General features: G+C 65.8%; 19 protein-coding genes. 2 read left to right on the top strand and 17 right to left on the bottom strand.

Annotation, left to right across the window (positions count from 1 at the left end):
* The 13 genes from JOZ06_RS14745 to ampD form a co-directional block, all read right to left on the bottom strand.
* A partial coding sequence (locus JOZ06_RS14745; RefSeq protein WP_293233740.1) for a vWA domain-containing protein occupies positions 1-1,182 on the bottom strand: 1,182 nt, incomplete at its 3' end.
* A 10-nt stretch (positions 1,183-1,192) separates the two neighbouring features.
* The gene (locus JOZ06_RS14740; RefSeq protein ID WP_293233738.1) at positions 1,193-1,705 is read right to left on the bottom strand and encodes a TadE/TadG family type IV pilus assembly protein; all 513 of its coding nucleotides are present in this window, start codon (positions 1,703-1,705) and stop codon (positions 1,193-1,195) included.
* Positions 1,702-2,172, bottom strand: coding sequence for a TadE/TadG family type IV pilus assembly protein (locus tag JOZ06_RS14735; protein ID WP_293233736.1), 471 nt, complete (start codon positions 2,170-2,172; stop codon positions 1,702-1,704). The genes JOZ06_RS14740 and JOZ06_RS14735 overlap by 4 nt, the downstream gene beginning before the upstream one ends.
* Positions 2,169-3,080: a type II secretion system F family protein gene (locus JOZ06_RS14730; RefSeq protein ID WP_293233734.1), complete on the bottom strand. Its 912-nt coding sequence runs from the start codon at positions 3,078-3,080 to the stop codon at positions 2,169-2,171. Before JOZ06_RS14730 ends, JOZ06_RS14735 begins: the two co-directional genes overlap by 4 nt.
* An 18-nt stretch (positions 3,081-3,098) precedes the next feature.
* Positions 3,099-4,067, bottom strand: a complete 969-nt coding sequence (locus tag JOZ06_RS14725) for a type II secretion system F family protein (protein ID WP_293233732.1) — start codon at positions 4,065-4,067, stop codon at positions 3,099-3,101.
* A 17-nt stretch (positions 4,068-4,084) separates the two neighbouring features.
* The gene (locus JOZ06_RS14720) at positions 4,085-5,464 is read right to left on the bottom strand and encodes a CpaF family protein (protein ID WP_293233730.1); all 1,380 of its coding nucleotides are present in this window, start codon (positions 5,462-5,464) and stop codon (positions 4,085-4,087) included.
* Between the two features lie 3 nt (positions 5,465-5,467).
* Positions 5,468-6,649, bottom strand: coding sequence for a cellulose synthase operon protein YhjQ/BcsQ (locus JOZ06_RS14715; protein WP_293233728.1), 1,182 nt, complete (start codon positions 6,647-6,649; stop codon positions 5,468-5,470).
* Positions 6,646-6,933, bottom strand: coding sequence for a hypothetical protein (locus tag JOZ06_RS14710; RefSeq protein ID WP_293233726.1), 288 nt, complete (start codon positions 6,931-6,933; stop codon positions 6,646-6,648). The genes JOZ06_RS14715 and JOZ06_RS14710 overlap by 4 nt, the downstream gene beginning before the upstream one ends.
* Entirely contained in the window at positions 6,930-8,345 is a 1,416-nt protein-coding gene (locus JOZ06_RS14705) for a type II and III secretion system protein family protein (RefSeq protein WP_293233724.1), read from the bottom strand. Before JOZ06_RS14705 ends, JOZ06_RS14710 begins: the two co-directional genes overlap by 4 nt.
* A 42-nt stretch (positions 8,346-8,387) precedes the next feature.
* Entirely contained in the window at positions 8,388-9,215 is an 828-nt protein-coding gene (gene cpaB, locus JOZ06_RS14700; protein ID WP_293233742.1) for a Flp pilus assembly protein CpaB, read from the bottom strand.
* 25 nt (positions 9,216-9,240) lie between these two features.
* Positions 9,241-9,777 carry a prepilin peptidase gene (locus JOZ06_RS14695; protein ID WP_293233722.1) on the bottom strand — a complete coding sequence of 179 codons (537 nt, stop codon included), beginning with the start codon at positions 9,775-9,777 and terminating at the stop codon, positions 9,241-9,243.
* Between the two features lie 88 nt (positions 9,778-9,865).
* Positions 9,866-10,054, bottom strand: coding sequence for a Flp family type IVb pilin (locus JOZ06_RS14690; protein ID WP_293233720.1), 189 nt, complete (start codon positions 10,052-10,054; stop codon positions 9,866-9,868).
* A 265-nt stretch (positions 10,055-10,319) separates the two neighbouring features.
* On the bottom strand, positions 10,320-10,880 hold the full coding sequence (gene ampD, locus JOZ06_RS14685) for a 1,6-anhydro-N-acetylmuramyl-L-alanine amidase AmpD (RefSeq protein WP_293233718.1): 561 nt from the start codon (positions 10,878-10,880) through the stop codon (positions 10,320-10,322).
* Between the two features lie 173 nt (positions 10,881-11,053).
* On the opposite strand from ampD, the gene JOZ06_RS14680 reads away from it, so the two are divergent.
* Both JOZ06_RS14680 and JOZ06_RS14675 read left to right on the top strand, forming a co-directional pair.
* Positions 11,054-11,581 (top strand): hemerythrin domain-containing protein, encoded by a 528-nt coding sequence (locus JOZ06_RS14680; protein WP_293233716.1) that lies wholly within the window; start codon positions 11,054-11,056, stop codon positions 11,579-11,581.
* 63 nt (positions 11,582-11,644) lie between these two features.
* Positions 11,645-12,652: a sodium:calcium antiporter gene (locus tag JOZ06_RS14675; RefSeq protein ID WP_293233714.1), complete on the top strand. Its 1,008-nt coding sequence runs from the start codon at positions 11,645-11,647 to the stop codon at positions 12,650-12,652.
* Positions 12,653-13,088: 436 nt separating this feature from the next.
* Here JOZ06_RS14675 and tal read toward each other — a convergent pair whose 3' ends face one another.
* The 4 genes from tal to JOZ06_RS14655 form a co-directional block, all read right to left on the bottom strand.
* A complete protein-coding gene (tal, locus tag JOZ06_RS14670) occupies positions 13,089-14,147 on the bottom strand; it encodes a transaldolase (RefSeq protein WP_293233712.1) in 1,059 nt (352 codons plus the stop codon).
* Positions 14,148-14,242: 95 nt separating this feature from the next.
* Complete coding sequence (phoR, locus tag JOZ06_RS14665) at positions 14,243-15,565, bottom strand: phosphate regulon sensor histidine kinase PhoR (RefSeq protein ID WP_293233710.1); 1,323 nt, start codon at positions 15,563-15,565, stop codon at positions 14,243-14,245.
* 18 nt (positions 15,566-15,583) lie between these two features.
* The gene (gene phoB, locus JOZ06_RS14660) at positions 15,584-16,273 is read right to left on the bottom strand and encodes a phosphate regulon transcriptional regulator PhoB (RefSeq protein ID WP_293233708.1); all 690 of its coding nucleotides are present in this window, start codon (positions 16,271-16,273) and stop codon (positions 15,584-15,586) included.
* Between the two features lie 231 nt (positions 16,274-16,504).
* Positions 16,505-17,361: LysR family transcriptional regulator (locus JOZ06_RS14655; RefSeq protein ID WP_293233706.1), on the bottom strand; the 857-nt coding region annotated here is incomplete at its 5' end.

Here is a 17,361-nt window from a genome sequence, read left to right as displayed (position 1 = left end):
CGCCTTCAGCCCGACCGGATCGCCCGACCAGCAGTACATGCCATTGCCGTTGCTGTAGGTCTGGTTGGCATCGAGGCGCGGCGCCTCGCCCGGCTGAGCCAGCGCGTCCAGCAGCCACGCTTCGCCGCTCTTGATGCCTTCGGGCACTGGGTGCGGCGTGCCGCGCAACTCCCGACCGTAGCCGACGATCAACACCGTGGTGCCGCGATCGAGCGCGGCGCGGATGCCCTCGCGCATCTGCGCCACCGTCTCGTTGCTGGACTGCGAGACCGGCACGCCAATGCGGCGGCAGGGCACGGACAACGCGTCGCCCGGCCGGCGCGGGTCCATGCACTGCAGATTGGCGACGCCGTCGGTGAACAACAGCAATACCGGCAGCGGCGCCCGGGCCGGCAGGCGCGCCAGCGCCTCGTTGGCCTGTGCCAGCGCGGGCCCGGTGGCGGTGCCGCCCCCGGCGCCGCCATCGAGCTCCGGCACGTTCGGCGTCTGCATCACGCCGTTAAGACGGCGCATTTCCGCCAGATCGAAGCCGGGGCGCGGCTGGAAAGGCAACAGCGTTTTCACGCCGTCGCCATAGATGATCTGGGCGACACGGTCGCTGCGCGCATCCAATGACTCGAACACCTTTTTCGACTCTCTGACCACGTGCACCCAGTCCGATGAATGCAAGATCGAGCTAGACATGTCGGTGACCATCATCAAGTCCACCCCTTTGCGCCGCGAGACCGCCGGCGAACCCGCCGTGGCCGGCTGCCGGCGCGTGTTGGCCACCTCGGCCTCGGCCGCGATCGCCATGTCGCGCATCCCCAGCACCGGCATCAAATACAGCGGTTGGCGGATTTGGGCCGACACCTGCAAATGCAGTGGCCTCTGCGACAGGAGCCGCAGGTTCAATTTGACCGGCGTGAGGCCGGCGGCATAAGCCTGGGCGAAATACGCACTGTCGAAATAGGCTTGCGCGACCGATTCGGCCTCGGCGAATCGCCCCCCCAGTACCAACACGCGGCCGGCGGCCAGCGCGGCGCCGTCGACGGCGCTCGACAGGCGCGCGCGCGTCAAATAGGCCATGCCGCCATCCAGCGCCAGACCGGCACAACCGATCAACGCCACCATGCCGAACGCCGCCATCAAGGTCACCGCGCCGCGCTCACGTCGCCCATCGTCAAGTCGTTGCCGCCGCATGCCCCCCTCCTCAAAACACCGCGCGCGCATAGACGGCCGTTGGCGGCGCAGCCGCCCCCAGCACGCCGCGCAGGAAAATCGGCGGCTGGTTGCCGAACGCCTCGACCACATAGGCCTGCTGGCCCGGCGCCAATTGGGGCAGACTGCGCTGTGCCAATGGCGCGCGCGCGGCGGTCTCGATCCGGCAGGTCTCTGGCCAGCGCGCCGACGCGCGGGATGCCGCCCCCCCCGCCCCGCCTACCAGCCAAGTGACGACGAAGCACCGATCATCGCCCCTATCGGCAACGCCATGCATAGCCGCCACCGCCTGCTGCAGGCGTTGCGGCAAGGGCAGACCGGCGGCTGGCTCGCGCGACAGCCAATTGGCCAGCGCGCGCGTGGCGTCGTTCAAGGCGACGGGCGCCCAGATCGCGCGCCCGTAATCGACGAGCGGCAACGCCAGCAGCAGCAACACCGGCAACAGCAAGACAAACTCGATCAGCACGCCGCCGCGCGCCTGGTCGAGGACGCGGGGGGGCTTCACGGTTCGTTCCGATACACGGTCGAGGCGTCAAAACAATCGACGCCGCGCGGGAAGAAAGCCGCAAGCGGCGGCGTCAGCAACGGCCAGCAGCCCCGCACGGCTAAGCGCACGCGGTCATTGGCCGCGCCAAAGACCGCCGGTGCGGCCCCGCGCGCGGGGTTCAGGCAGGCGGAAGGATTGCCGCCATTCAGTGTGGTCGTCACGCAGCGCTGTTGCAGACGCGCATAGACGCCGAACGAGTCGTCATGGAGCAGCGTGACGATGTGCCGGTCGCGCGGCTCGGCCGGCCCGTCCCGCAGGGTCAGGGCAAAGCGGCCGGCCTCGCGTACCGCGTGCTGCAGACTCAAGCGCGCCCACATCAACGCGCCGAGCTCCAACACGGCAAGCAGCAACAGCATGCAGAGCGGCGCCACCAAAGCAAATTCGATCAGCGCCGCACCGCTTTCGCGCGGCAACGATTTGTTCATGCCGAGCCCCCCAATACCGGCAGCAACTGCCGCGAGACACGCAAGATCGCCGGCCCCAGCAACACGCAAAACAAAGCGGGGAAGATAAACAGGCCCATCGGCAACAGCAGCTTGACCGCCAGCTGACCTGCCTGTTCCTCGGCACGCTGCTGGCGCTTGAGGCGCATCTCGCGGGTATAGACTTTCAGCGCCTCGCCGATCGGCGTGCCGAAACGCTCCGCCTGTACCAGCAAGGTCACCAAGGCGGAGAAGTCTTCGAGCCCGGCGCGCGCGGCCATGCGCCGCAGTGCCAGGGCGCGCGCCACGCCAGCGTCGATTTCCAACAGCAACAGACCGAACTCGTCGCGTAAATCGCGGCAATCGTCACTCAGCTCGCGCGTCACGCGCGTCAGCGCGCTATCGAAGCCCAAGCCGGCTTCGATACACACGCGCAACAGTTCCAACGCATCCGGTAAGGCGTTTTGCAGGCGCTGCTTACGTGCCGCCACATGGCGGCCGAGCAGCCAATTGGGGACAAAAACACCGCTGACCGCCGCCAGCAGCAGCACCAGCAGCCGGTTCACCCCGCTCACCCCATCGGGCAAACAGAACCAGGCTATCAACGGCAAGGTCAGCAACAGCAGGCTCTTACCGCCATAGAAAACCGTCAGCGCCGCCTCCGAGCGCCAGCCGGCCTGCGCCAGGCGCAGCGCGATGCCCTGGTCTTCAGCAGGCTCAACCATACGCCGCAGCATGACCATCAGCCGCATGGCAGGCGGCGGCGCCCCGGTCCGGTCCGCCCGCGGCGCCAGCGCCGCCAGCCGCCACCACAGCTGGGGATCCGGCAGCCAGCGCAGCAACAACCGGGTGCCCACGGCCACGACCGCCACAAACACGGTCAGCAACACGGCCAAAGTCAGTAAACGCACCGTCGTGTCTCCTTGAATTCAATAGCGAATGCGTGCCATGCGCCGCATCATCAGGTTGCCGAGCATCACCATGACCAACATGGCGGCCAGCAGCATCCGCCCGGTCTCATCGGTCCAGAACACGCTGACGTAGTCGCGATTGAGCACAGCCAGCAGCGCCAGCATGCCAAGCGGCAACGCGGTCAACAGCACCGCGGATAGGCGGCCCTCCGCGGTCAGCGCTCTGACCTTATCGTTCATGCGCAAACGCAGGCGCATCACTTCGGCCACATTGGCGGTCAGTTCGGCCAGATTGCCGCCGACTTCGCGCTGCACGGCCATGGCACTGATGACGTAGCGCAAGACCTCGCTCGGCGCGTTGGCGGCCAGGTGGTCCAGCGCCTCGCCGAACGCCGCGCCATACCCCAGCTCATCGCTTAACTGCCGGAAATGCGGGCCGAGCGGCGCGGCGAATTCGTCGCCCACCATGGCCAGGGTCGCGGGCAGGGTCATCCCCGCGCGCAGCGACCGGCTGATCAGCGCCAACGCTTCCGGCAATTGCGCGTCGAACCGGTTCGCCTGCCGCCTGGCGCGCTGCCCCACCCAGCAAAACGGCAGCATGCCCGCCGCCAGCGCCGCCAGCGGCCAGGACCAGGCCATCGCCCCAACGCCCGCCGCCAACAGCGCGCCGGCCAAACCGGCAGCTAGCGCCGCACCGATGAGCCGGGACACGGGCCAGGCCGATCCCGACTGGCGCAGCCGCTTATTCCACCCTTCCAGCCGGGGGAACCACGCCAGCAGGCGGCGCGACCAGGGCGACCACCGATTGGGGTCATGCCGCGCGATGGTTTCCATGGCCGAGCCTGGCGCCGGACGGGCGCACAGCGCCTGCAGACGCGCCTCCAGCTTAAGCGCCATGCCGCCGGCGCCACGCCACTGCGACATCCCATAGGCGAAGCACCCCGCTCCCGCCATGGCGAGCCCCCCCAAGGTCCATACGTTCGTCATCGCCTGCGCCTTTCCGCCTACGCCTCGACCCGCCAGGCCGGGTCGAAGGTTCGTTCCGGCAAGGCATGGCCCGCCAGCAGAATGTTCTCGTAGCAGCGCGGCCGTACGCCGGTGGCGCAGAAATAGCCCAACACCTTGCCCCGATCGTCGACTCCGGTGCGCGCGAATTTGAACAGCTCCTGCATGCTGATCACCTCGCCCTCCATGCCGGTGACTTCCTGCACGCTCACCACGCGGCGCGTGCCATCGGATTGCCGCACCACCTGCACGACGAGGTTGACCGCGGCGGTGATCAAATAGCGCAACGCCCGGATCGGCAGGTTGGCGTTGGCCATGCTGACCATGTGTTCGAGCCGCACCAGCGCGTCGCGCGGGGTATTGGCGTGCAGCGTGGTCATCGAGCCGTGGTGGCCGGTGTTCATGGCGTTCAGCATGTCGAGCGCCTCGGCGCCGCGCACCTCGCCCAGCACAATGCGGTCCGGGCGCATGCGCAACGCGTTTTTCACCAGATCGCGCTGCGTCACCTCGCCCTTGCCCTCGATGTTCGGCGGCCGGGTTTCCAGCCGCAGCACATGCGGCTGCCGCAGCGCCAGTTCGGCGGCGTCCTCGATGGTCAATACCCGCTCGTTCGGCGCGATGGCGGCGGAAAGCAAATTGAGCAGCGTGGTCTTGCCCGAGCCGGTGCCGCCGGAAATCACCACGTTGAGCTTGGCGTGCACGGCATATTGCAGCATGGCGGCCATTTCGGCGGTCAGGCTCTTGGACTGCACCAAATCCTCCACCGTCAGGTTTTGCGCCGGAAAACGCCGGATAGACAGGCAGGGGCCGTCGACGGCGGCCGGCGGAATGACCGCGTTGACGCGCGACCCATCCGGCAGGCGCGCGTCGCACATGGGCGATGCCTCGTCGATGCGCCGCCCCAGACGGGAGACGATGCGCTCGATGATCTTGAGCAGATGCGCATCGTCGTGAAACACCAGATCCACCGGTTGCAACCGGCCATGACGCTCGACGTAGGCACTGCGGCTGTTGTTGACCAGGATGTCCGACACGGTCGGATCGCGCAGCAACGGCTCCAGCGGGCCCAAGCCGAACATCTCGTCAAACACGTCCTGCGCCAGCCGCTTGCGCGCGGCGTCGTTGAGCAGCATGCGCTCCTCCGCCACGATCGCCCCGACCAGGCGCGCCAGCTCCTGGCGCACCTGCTCCTCGGGCAAGCGGTTGAGCTTGTCCAGTTCGACGCGGTCGATCAGGATGCCGTGCACGTTCATCTTGATGCGCTGGTACGCCAACTGTTCTGCCGTCGCCACCGCCGCCACGGGCGCCGCCGGCGCGCATTGGACAATCGGCGCGGGCGCCGGGACAGACTTAAGGATTTTTTCTCGCAAAGAAGTCATCGCTTACGGGTTCTCTCTCATCCAACGTGTGAAAAACCGGCGCCAAAAGGCGGGCGGCGCCACCGGCGTCAACAGCGGCGGCCCGACGTGGGCCACGGCCGACCAAAGCGCCCGCGCCAGCGCGCTCTTGGCGGCGCAAACCGGCAACGGCTTGCCGAGCAACACCGACTGCGCCACCGGCGCCGGATCGTCCGGCAACACCAGCAACGGCCCGCAGCCCAGCTTTTCTCCGAGCAACGCCGGCTGCAGCGCCGCGCGCCGGGCGTCGTAACGATTGAGCCAGGCGGTGATGTGCGCGTGCGCCACCCCGAGTCCCTGCAGCATCTCGACCAGCCGGTGCGTGGCGGACAGATGCGGCACCGTCGGCTGCAGCACCACGTTGACCCTCGTGCTGCGGTCGAGCGCGCTCATGCTCACCGGGCTGAAGCGTTGGCCGATATCGATCACCACCCAGTCGTACAGCTGGCACGCCAGCGCCAGAACGGCGTCGATTTGCGCCGGGGTCATGTCGCCGGCCGCGGCCGGGTCGAGCGGCCCCGGCAGCAAGTCGACGTCCGGCATGACATTGACCAAGCCGGCGGCGAACAAGGCGGCGTCCAACCGCGCCACCTGGCCGCAGAGGTCAAGCACGGTGCGCGCCGGCAGACCGGCGGTCAGGTAGAGGTGGCTGTTGGCGAAGCCTTGGCACAAATCGACCAGCAGCACGCGCTCCCGCCGTCTGAGCGCGCAGGCCACGGCAAAATTGGCCGCCACCAGGCTGACGCCGCTGCCGCCGCCGGCCGAGCAAAAGGTCAGCACCCGGCCCGCCGCGCCGGCTTCGCGCGGTTGCGCGTCGGCGAGCCGTGCCAATTCGTCCGGCAACAAGTCCGCCTCGCGCGGCCATTCCAGCGCCAGTCGCACACCGGCGCGCATCGCCTGGCGCAGCTGCGGCGCCGACATGGCGGCGCACAACAACACGCAGCCCGCGGCGGGAAACAGCGGGCTGGCCTGCGCCAGCGCCGCCCAATCGACATCGCTCGGCGCATCGGTCCAAACCAGCAGCAGGTCGGCTTGGCACAAAACGTCGGCTTGGCCTGTCAGCGCGTCGAGCGGCGCGCGCACCTCGCGCAAACGATGCGCGCGCAGACTGTTGCGCAGCGTCGGATCGACGGCCTCGGCCAGTGGCGTCCATAACACGATCTTCATTGCATCTGCTCGCGCACCACGACCGTCGCGGCGGGCTTCTGCTCACGCTCGGCGAACGACGCCCGGTATTGCCGTTGTGCTTCGACCGCCACGTCGCCGGCCAGCGCCGGCAGCTGCGCCTGGTTCGGCGCGCCTTGAGGGTGAATGGTCTGCTGCGTCTGCAACGCGCGCAGCGACTGGCCGAAACGCGCATCGGCGCGCGGCGTTGTGCTAAAGCCGCAGGCGCTCAGCGCGATAACGAAGACCAGTGCTAGCGACGAGATGCGCATCGAAACAATCTTCATGGGGAAATCTCCTTGTCGGCAGGGGCGGGCGCGGCCGCCTTGCCCGCCGGCTGCGCGCCTTCGAAACGGCCATCGAGCAGCACCTTGTTGCCGTCGACCTGGCCGAAGGTATCGGTCGGCAGCGCCGGCGGCGCCGGCATGCCGCGCACCAGCCGTGGCGTGACGATGAACACGAGCTCGGTGCGTTCGTTGCGGTAATCGGTGCTGCGGAACAAGGCGCCCAGGATGGGCAGATCCATCAGGCCGGGCAGCCCTTTCACCGTGCCGGTGACGTTGTTCTTCAGCAGGCCGCCGATAGCGAAGCTTTGGCCGTCATACACCTGCACGCTGGTTTGCGCGCGCCGGGTGGTGATCACCGGCAACGTCCAGGCTTCGTCCTTGTGCCGCTTGATGCTGGCACCGCTTTCCGACAGCTCGGACACTTCGGGCGCCACCTGCAGATGAATCAGTCCCTGACGCAGCACGGTGGGGGTAAAGGTCAGGCCGACGCCGAAGGGTTCTTGCTGCAGCACGACCTTGTCCCTGTCCTGCGGCACCGGCAGAAAGATTTTTCCACCGGCGAGAAAGTGCGCCGGCTGGCCGCTGACCGCCACCAGGTTCGGCTCCGCCAACACCTTGACCAAGCCATCGCTCTTTTCCGCGGTCACCCCCAACTGGCCGCGCGCGCCGACCAGGGCCAACAGGCTGCTTGCCTTGGCCGTGTTGAGTAAACTGCTGGTCAGACCGAGGCCGATATTGCCGATGCCGCCGGACAGGCTGCCGCTGATGCCCAATTGCGATAGCAGGTTTTTCGATACCTCGGCGATTTTGACTTCCAGCATCACCTGCTGCGGCGCCGCCACCCGCAGCAGATTGATGACCTCCCCTTGCAAGCCGCCCATCCCCTTGTCGTCGCGGCTGATCGAGCGCGCGCTGGCGATGAACTGGCGCGCGAGCGTCAATGCCTGCTCCGCCGCCACGCCGTCGGACACAGTGCCGCTGAGCACCGGCAAGTGCGCGGCCGCGCCGACTTGAATCTCGCGCTCATCCGGCAAATGCGCCGCCAGCAAGTGGCGCAACCCGTCGATATCCACCTGCACCGTCACGTCGACCAGGCTGCAACGGCCGTTGGCGCCCCGCAGAAACAGATTGGTGGTGCCCAGGCCGACGCCCAGCAGGTAAAGCGACTTCGGCCCCATCTGCACGGTCTGCGCCACCGCCGGATTGCCGAGCGCGCGCAGCCGCGCCGGTTCGCGCAGCTCAAGGTTGGTCGACTTGCCCAACGGCAGGGTGACCCGCAGCGGCGGCGCACCGTTGAGCGCGCTGCAGGGGGAGGCGCCGGCCACCAGGCCAGGCGCCGCCCCAGCGGACACGCTGAACGCACAGCCGGCCAGTATGGCCGTGCACGCCAGATTGAAAACACGCCAAGACATTCCCTTCTCTCCCGCAGTGGCAAATAACTTGTTCAGAGGGTGCTAACAGCCGGATACCGCTTTGCCGGCTTCATAAACTTTCACGCAGACCCCGCGGCTGGGCGCCGCGCGCGCGGCGGGTGCCGATGCGGTACGCAACAGAGCGAGTTCGATTTGGCCGTCTTGCGCCACGGTTTCGCCATCGCCGGCACGGCGCAGCACCAGCGCCAAACTGCCGAGCTGCCGCGCCAGGTTCAGCGTCACCGCCTGCTCGGGCGACACCTCCAGCGTGGCGCTGTCCGCCAGCAGCGGTTTGCCGTCTTGCGCGCCGGTTTGTTGCGACAGCGCCAGCACGCGCACGTTGGCCAACACCACCTTGGCATACGCCAGCGGCTGCGACAGCGCGGCGTCGCCGCGTCCTGGCGGCGCTTTGCCATATAACTTGAAGGCGTCGGCCTGGCCGGTGAGCACCACATCCACCCGGCTGCCCGGCAAAGCGAAGCCGGCGACGCCGACCACCTGATCGACGCGCAGCGTGACGGCGCGCATGCCCGGCGTCATCAGCCCGGACAACCCGCCGTCTTCCGGCACCAACGCACCGGCAACGATCGGCGCGCCGGCCTCGACGCCGGCCATCAGCACCCGGCCGTCCAACACGCCGGCCTGTTCGAACGCATCCGCCGGCGGCGCGTCAGCCGCGCGCGGCCAATCGACGGTTTTCAGCATCGCCGGCCGCAACACCGTACCCGGCGGCAACCCCTGCGCCGCTAGCACCACCCGGCGCGCCGCCGGCGCCGCCTCGTCCGGACGCAGCCCTTGCCAGGCCAGCCACACCGCAACCCCACCCAGCACGACCGCCAACGTCAGCGCAACCAGCGCGCGCACATTCATCACAGCCACCGCTCCCTTGAAAATGTCAGGCGCTCAACCACAGCACCGCGGCACAGCCGAGGGCAATGGCCACGCCGTAAGGCATGCGCTCGCGCACCGCCCTCTGCCGCCGTCCCGGCAACCAGACGCCCGGCTGCGCCAGACACAGTGTCAGCCATCGCAGATTGAATCGCTGCGCGCCCGGCCGCAGCGCCAGCCACAGCAGCGACAACCCGCCACCGGCAAGCATCGCCGCCAAACCGACTTGCAAGGCGCCGGCCGCGCCAAAAAACGCGCCCACCATCGCCATCAGCTTGACGTCGCCCGCCCCCGCCATGCGCAATAGATGACCCGGCAGCATCAGCGCCAAACCGACACCCGCGCCGGCAAGGCACGCCACCGAGCCAGCGCGCCAGCCCAACGCCAGGCACTGCGCCTGCCAGGCCAGCGCGAGCCCCGCCAAGATCAGCGCATTGGGAATGCGGCGCGACGATAGATCGCTCGTCACAGCCCAGATCAGCAGACCGAGCAGCGTGCACATCACCGGCAGCGGCGGCATATGCTGCAGTACTAGCGCGCCCATGCATTCCCCTTCATCGCGAGCGGTTACAGATAAATAGCGCCCCAGCCCTGTCGCCAGAGTGCGGCCGCCGCCATCGATACGGCGCGCGTCAGTTCGTCGCGCCGCCGCCTGCGCCACCCAGGACGCGACCAATCCGGGCAAACAGCCCTTGCAAGTTGCCTGTAAGCGCGTTCAAAGCAACGACCATTGCGGCCCCAACCAACGCGGCCAGTAGACCGTACTCGATCATTGCGGCGCCCTCTTCATTCCGCCAAAACTGCTTCAACGCTTGCATCATGTCGTTTACTCCAAAGTGTGAAAGTCATCGTTCCATCCGGTCGGGAACGTGCACACCGTAGCCAATTTGGCAATGAATTGAAATACATTTTCAATCATTGAGTTTAATATGACGCAAACCAGAAATTCCGCCGACGGGGGTGGAAATTTCGGCTTACAAATCGGGAAAAGTAAGGTGGCGACAGGCAGGGAAAGGCGGGCAAGGCGGGAGCCGCCTTGCCGAAAAGCAGCAGAGGATGACGCCGAGGGCTGTCTGCGGACAGGCCCTAGGCGGCGAGCCCGGCGCGGTAGCGCGCCCAATCGAAGTGCGGCCCCGGGTCGGTCTTGCGTCCGGGGGCGATGTCCGAATGGCCGGCAATGTCTTTGAGCGGCAATTCGGCGAACAAGAGTTGGGTCAGGGCGATCAGCCGGGCGTACTGGGCGTCGGTGAACGGCTCAAAGTCGCAACCCTCCAGCTCGATGCCGACGGAAAAATCGTTGCAGCCGTCGCGGCCCTGCCAGTTCGATACTCCGGCATGCCAGGCGCGGCGGTGCACCGGCACGAATTGCACCAGTTCGCCATCGCGGCGGATGAAGAAATGCGCCGCCACTTTCAGGCCGGCGATACCGGCATAGTAGGGATCGGCGTTGGGATCGAGCGTATTGGTGAACAACTGCTCAACGCCGGGGCCGCCGTACTGGCGCGGCGGCAGGCTGATGTTATGGATCACCAGCAAGTCGATGGCCGTGCCGGCCGGGCGCTCGTTGTGGTTGGGCGACGGCACGTGACGCGCGGATTCGACCCAGCCGGCGGCGTTGAGGCCGAGTGGCGAGCGTGATTCGGTCATGACGATGGTCTCGGCGTAAAACGCTCATTTTAGGCCAGATTCGCCGTGTTGCGCTGCAAGGACCGTGGTATTCTGACAGCGAATGCATACGCCTGCCGCGCGCACTCGAAAAACCGTCACCACGCTTGGCGCATACTGACTGCAAACACATCGCCATGCCGGAGAAAGTCATCATGCCAACGCTTGAAAGCCTGACCCATCCCGCGCCTTCCTTCGACCAGCCGCTGGAAATGCTGCTGGCCTGTCACGACCGGATTCGGCGCTTTTGCGATCTGCTGGACAAACTGTCGCCGTACATCGCCGAACATGGCGTCGACAACGCCGTCAAATCGACCATCGATTCGATCGTGCGCTATTTCGACGAGGCCGGCCCGTCGCACCACAGCGACGAAGAAGACGAGCTGTTCCCGATTCTGGAAGCGCGCGTGCCGACCGCGCCGCCGAAGCTTGAGCAATTGCGTGCCGAACACGGTTACCTGCACTCGTGCTGGAACGCCATCCGCGACGACCTGTTGGCGCTGAAGAACGGCGACATCTCGGTCATCAGCCGCATTGAAATCGAGGAGTTCGTGCGCCAGTACCGGCTGCACGCCGCCATTGAAGAAGCGTGGCTGATTCCGACCGCCGACAAGGTGATGACCGCCGAGGAAAAACGCGTCGCCGGCACGCACATGGCAGCCAAGCGCACGCCGGAACTCTAAGTCTTTCCCGACCCTGCCGGCGGTCGCGCACCGCCGGCTTTGTTTTTGTTCAGCCCAAAGAATATGTTCACGACCTTCGCCACGCTGCTGTCGATGCTGCTGATCATCCTGATCGCCGCCGAAACCTTCACCAACGCGCTAGAACATCTCGGCCACCGGCTGGGTATTTCCGAGGGGGTGACCGGTTCGCTGTTCGCCGCGGTCGGCACCGCGATGCCGGAAACCATGGTGCCGCTGTTGGCGATTTTCGATGGTGGCGCCGGGCGCGAGGTCAATCAAGAAATCGGCGTCGGCGCCATCCTGGGCGCGCCGCTGATGCTGTCGACGCTATCGGTCTGTCTGATGGGGTTGTCGGTGTGGCGCACGCGCGGACCGAAAGGCGCCATCGCCGCCGAGCGTAGCGGCCTCATGCGCGACCTGCACGTGTTTCTCGGCGCCTACGCGCTGTCGGCACTGGCCATGTTTTTGCCGCAGCAAGGCCACTGGGCCGCGTCGCGCGCGCTGGTCTGCCTGCTGCTGGTATTGCTCTATCTGCTGTATGTGATGAGCACGCTGCGCGCCTCGAGCGCGCTGGTCGAGCAAGGACACGGCACCGAGGCGGAAACGCCGCTGCTGCTGTCACGGCTGGGCTTGCCGGTCGGCCTCGTCAGTATTGGGCTGCAGCTGGCGCTGGCCCTCGGCCTGCTGGTCGGCGGCGCCGAGGGCTTCATCGCCGGGGTGGAAGCGGCATCGCGTCTCTTGGGCATCAGCCCGCTCTTGCTGTCGTTGATGGTGATCCCGATCGCCACCGAGCTGCCGGAAAAGATCAATTCCATTCTGTGGATCCGCCGCGGCAAGGACACGCTGGCGCTCGGCAACATCACCGGCGCCATGGTGTTCCAGGGCACGCTGCTGCCGGCGATGGGCATCGCGCTGACGCCGTGGTCGCCACGCCCGGACGTGTTCATCCCGCTGGTCTTCACCCTGGGCGCGGCAACCTGGCTGTGCCTGATGGCGCGGCGCGGCCTGCGCGTCGGCCACTTGGCCCTCAACGGCGCCGCCTATCTGCTTTATCTGGCGATCAGCCTATAACGCCATCAAGATCGGCGCGACGCATTATGCGATGCATAGTGAAATATCCCGGCCGCGCAGGTTAGACGACAGGAACCGCCCTCCCCTAGGCTGGAGGCTCCTAAATCTCTTTTGTCCAGCCCCATCGGCCAGGTCACGCCTGGCCGCGCTGTTGTATCCGCCGGGGGCTGCGAGGTGTTTCCGCAAGGCCCTCGGCGCTTCTTGGACATTAGAGAGCGTAGGAACAGCCCCCACCCCCTCCGGGGTGGGCCTATTCACCTCGTGCTGGAGGATTCCCACGATGGCTACTGCGCTCAATTGCTCGATCTCTGGCTGGCCGATCCGCCGCCGCTGAACGCGCGCCTAACCGTGCCTCGCACCATGGCGCCAGCCACGGCCTAATGGGCAATAAAAAACGCCACGTCGTGGCGTTTTTTTGCACATAGAGAAACCTGGTTTAGGCGGTCAGTTCCATCAGCGCGTTGAACGAGTCGACGAACAGTTTCAGGCCGTCTTGCTGCAATTGCTCGCCAACCGCCTCCAGGTCGATGCCGGCTTGCGCGATCTGCGCCAGCGTCTCGCGCGCGCCGTCCAGATCCTGGCGCAGGGTGGCGGCGGCGTTGCCGTGATCGCGGAATTTGGCCAGCGTGGCGTCGGGGACGGTGTTGATGGTTTCGGCGCCGATCAGGCTTTCGACGTACAGCACGTCGGAGTAGGCCGGGTTCTTGGTGCCGGTCGAGGCCCACAGCAGGTATTGCGGATGGGCGCCCGCGCGCGCCAGCGCGGCGAACTCCTCGCCGTGGAAGCGCTCCATGTAGCGGGCATAAGCGACCTTGGACAGGGCGATGGCGCCCTTGCCGCCGAGCGCCGCCGGCAATTGCCCGTCGAGCAGCGAGTCGACGCGCGACAGGAAGAAGCTGGCCACTGCCTTGACGTGACCCAGCGCGTTGCCGTCGGCCAAACGGGCGGTCAGCGCGCCGATGTAGGCGTCCCAGACCGCTTCAACCTGCTTCAGGCTGAACAGCAGCGTGATGTTGACGTTGATGCCTTCGCGCGTCAGCACGCCGAACGCCTGAATCCCCTCCGGCGTGGCAGGAATCTTGATCATCAGGTTGGGACGGCCGACCGACTGCCACAGATCGCGCGCCGACTGCAGCGTGCCCTCGGCGTCGTGCGCCAGCAGCGGCGACACTTCCAAACTGACGTAGCCGTCGTCGCGTTCGCTTTGCTGGTACACCGGCAACATCATGTCGCAGGCGGTGCGCACATCGGGAATCACCAGTTCTTCATAGGTCTTTTCCGCCCCCATGCCGCGCGCCTTGAGCGCGGTCATGTCGTCGCGATAACGCGGGTCGGTGCTGATGGCCTTATGGAAAATCGTCGGATTGGACGTCACCCCTGCAATACCGTCCTGTTTGATCAAACGCGCCAGCTCGCCGGAGAAGAGCAGTTCGCGGGAGAGGTTGTCGAGCCAGATGCGCTGGCCGAAGGGGCGGATGGCTTGCAGACGATTCATGGTGTGATCCGATACAGCGAAGGGGAAAACTGCATCGTAGCGCCAGACGACAGTTAAGCCAAGTCTTTATATATCGAGAGATAGGCTTGCCAGGCTTATTTGCCGGGACTCTCCACCGCTACCGGATCCGCCACCCGCTCGCGGCTGAACACCACGCTGAACGTGCTGCCCATGTCCGGTTCGCTCAAGATTTCCAGCCGCGCGTGGTGGCGCGCCAGCACGTGCTTGACGATGGCGAGCCCTAAGCCGGTGCCGCCGTTGCCGCGCGAACGGCCGCGGTCGACCCGGTAGAAACGCTCGGTCAGTCGCGGGATGTGTTCGCGCGGGATGCCGATACCTGTATCCGACACGCTGAAGATCACCCGTTCGGGCTCCTCGCGCCAGGACAGCTCGATCCGGCCGCCTTCCGGCGTGTAACGGATGGCGTTGGACACCAGATTGCTGAAGGCCGAGTGCAGTTCGCGCGTATTGCCCCACAGCCACTGCCCGGTCTGCTGCTGCATCGACACCCGGTGCCGCCCCTGCGACAACCCCTCGGCCTCGACCATCAGCGTCTCGAGCATTTCATGCATATTGACCTTTTCCGAGGTCAGCGGCGCCGGGCTGTTTTCCAGCCGCGACAAGGTAAGCAGGTCCTCCACCAGCGACTGCATGCGGCGCGACTGTTCCATCATCATCGGCAGGAACTGGCGCAGCATCGCCGGATCATCCTCATCCATGTCGCTGAGGGTTTCCAGGAAGCCGCCGATCACCGTCAGCGGTGTGCGCAATTCATGCGACACGTTGGCGACGAAATCTTTGTGCACGGTGTGCACCATTTCCAATTGGGTAATGTCGCGCGACAGCATCAGCTTACGGGTGGAATCGAACGGCACGAGCTGGATGGCCAACACGATCTCGCGCGGTTGCGAATACTTCAGCACCAACGGCTGGCTGAAATTATCGGCCTTCATATAGGCGTGGAACGACGGCTGGCGGATCAGATTGAGCAGCAGATTGCCGACGTCGCGCTGGCGGTCGAGGCCGAAGTGTTCCACCGCCATCGGGTTGAGCCACTCGATGCGATCATGCTCGTCGAGCACGATCACGCCATCCGGCATGGCCTCGCCGGCGTTGATGAAACGCTCGAGCACATGGGTCAACTTGCGCTTGCTTTGCGTCTGCGTGCGCACCTGCCGGTACAGCGTCATGAACACCGTCTGCCAAACGCCGAAGCCGTCAGGCACGCGTTCGGCGGTGGGATTCTTCAGCCAGCGCAGGAGCAGCGCCACGTGAAACAGATGGAAGGCGAGCATGCCGCCCAATCCGATCGACAGGGCGATCAGACCGTCCTGCGCGCTGGAAAACAACCAAAACCCGCTGCTGATCAGCACCAACGCCGTCAGCCAACCTAACACCCGCTGCAGAAAGTCACGCAAACCCGCCTCACTGATACCTTAACGCTGAGTGGAAAAACGATAGCCCGTACCGCGCACCGTTTGAATCAAATTATCGTGCCCGGTTTGTTCGAGCGCGCTGCGCAGGCGACGGATGTGCACGTCGACCGTGCGCTCCTCCACGAACACGTGGTCGCCCCACACCTGATCCAGCAACTGTGCACGCGAATGCACGCGCTCGGCATGGGTCATGAAGAAATGCAGCAGGCGGAATTCCGTCGGCCCAAGCTCGATCGATTGATCGTTGCCGCTGACGCGGTGCGTGATCGGATCGAGTCTAAGCCCTTGCACCTCGACGGCATCGTCGGTCATCTGCGGCGCGCGGCGGCGCAGCACCGCCTTGATGCGCGCCAAGAGTTCGCGCGGCGAGAACGGCTTGGTGATGTAGTCGTCCGCGCCGGCATCCAAACCGGAAATCTTGTCCTGCTCGTCCGAGCGCGCGGTCAACATGATGATCGGCACGGCGCGGGTGCGCTCATCGCTGCGCAATTTCTTCGCGACCTCGATCCCCGACACCCCCGGCAGCATCCAGTCGAGCAGCACCAGATCCGGCAAGGCATTTCTGACCAGGGTGATGGCCGCTTCCGCAGTGCTGGCGCGCAGCACATTGTGGCCCGCCTGAGTGAGATTGAAAGCGATCAGTTCCTGGATGGCCGGTTCGTCTTCGACCAGAAGAATATTTGCCGCCATTGTGGTTCATCCCTATTAACCAATTGTGGCAAGGATAAAAACTAAAAATTGCAGAAATATGACAATTATTATACCCAATGTCATATTCTATAAAATATTGTAGCGCCGGCCCCACCCGCCACTTTCCTGAGCAAGCAGCCCAGCCAGATCAGTCAATGATTTTGACCCGATTGCACGCTGCCGTCCGCCATAACAAGAAAGTTTACTCCTGGCCATAAGGCCAGGCATTTTTCATACAGACACGCCAGCGCGCAGATGTTCGAGAAACAGGCGCACCGCATGGATACCGCCATTGCTAGGCCGCCAAATCATGGCGGTCTGCGCCGTGGCGTACTCGTCCGGCAAGTCATGCGCGGCAACCTCCGCGCGCTGCGGCAGCAAATCCAGCGCCGTACGCGGCAGCAGCCCCACGCCCATGCCGGCGGCGACGCAGCCGGCGATCGCCTGAAACGAGCCGAATTCCAGCATCACGTCCGGTGTGACGCCCTCGGCGGCAAACCACCGTTCGAGCCGCTGGCGATAGCTGCAGCCGTGACGAAACACCAGCAGCGAACGGTTGGCGAGCGCGCGGGCATGGCGCACGGGCGGATGGCCGCGCTCGGTGATCAGCACCAATTGCTCCTGCCACAGCGGCTGTTCCTGCAAGTCGAGCGCGCCGACCGGGCCGGCGACAAAGCCGATATCCACAGCGTGTTCACGCACCTGCTCGACGATGTCCGCCGTCGGCCCGGTGATCAACTGCATGGCGATCTTTGGCTGTGTCTGGTGAAAAGCGCTCAACACCGCCGGCAGGCGCGCCGCCGCGGTGGTTTCCATCGCGCCCAGCCGCAGCAGCCCCGGCAGACCGGCGCCGCCGGTCATCGCCAGCTCGGCCTCGTCGGCCAACCCCAGCAGCCGCTCGGCATAGGCCAGCAACACGCGGCCGCGGGCGGTGATCTCCATCTGCCGGTTTTTGCGCGTGAACAGCGGCACGCCCAGCCGCGCCTCAAGCTGCTTCAGCCGCGCGGTGACATTCGACTGCACGCAATGCAAACGCCGCGCGGCTTGCGAGACGCCGCCGCACTCATGCACCGCTTGAAAAACACGCA

Source organism: Paludibacterium sp. (genome assembly GCF_019232825.1).
Lineage (GTDB): Bacteria > Pseudomonadota > Gammaproteobacteria > Burkholderiales > Chromobacteriaceae > Paludibacterium.
This window is presented reverse-complemented; position numbering and strand designations above follow the sequence as displayed.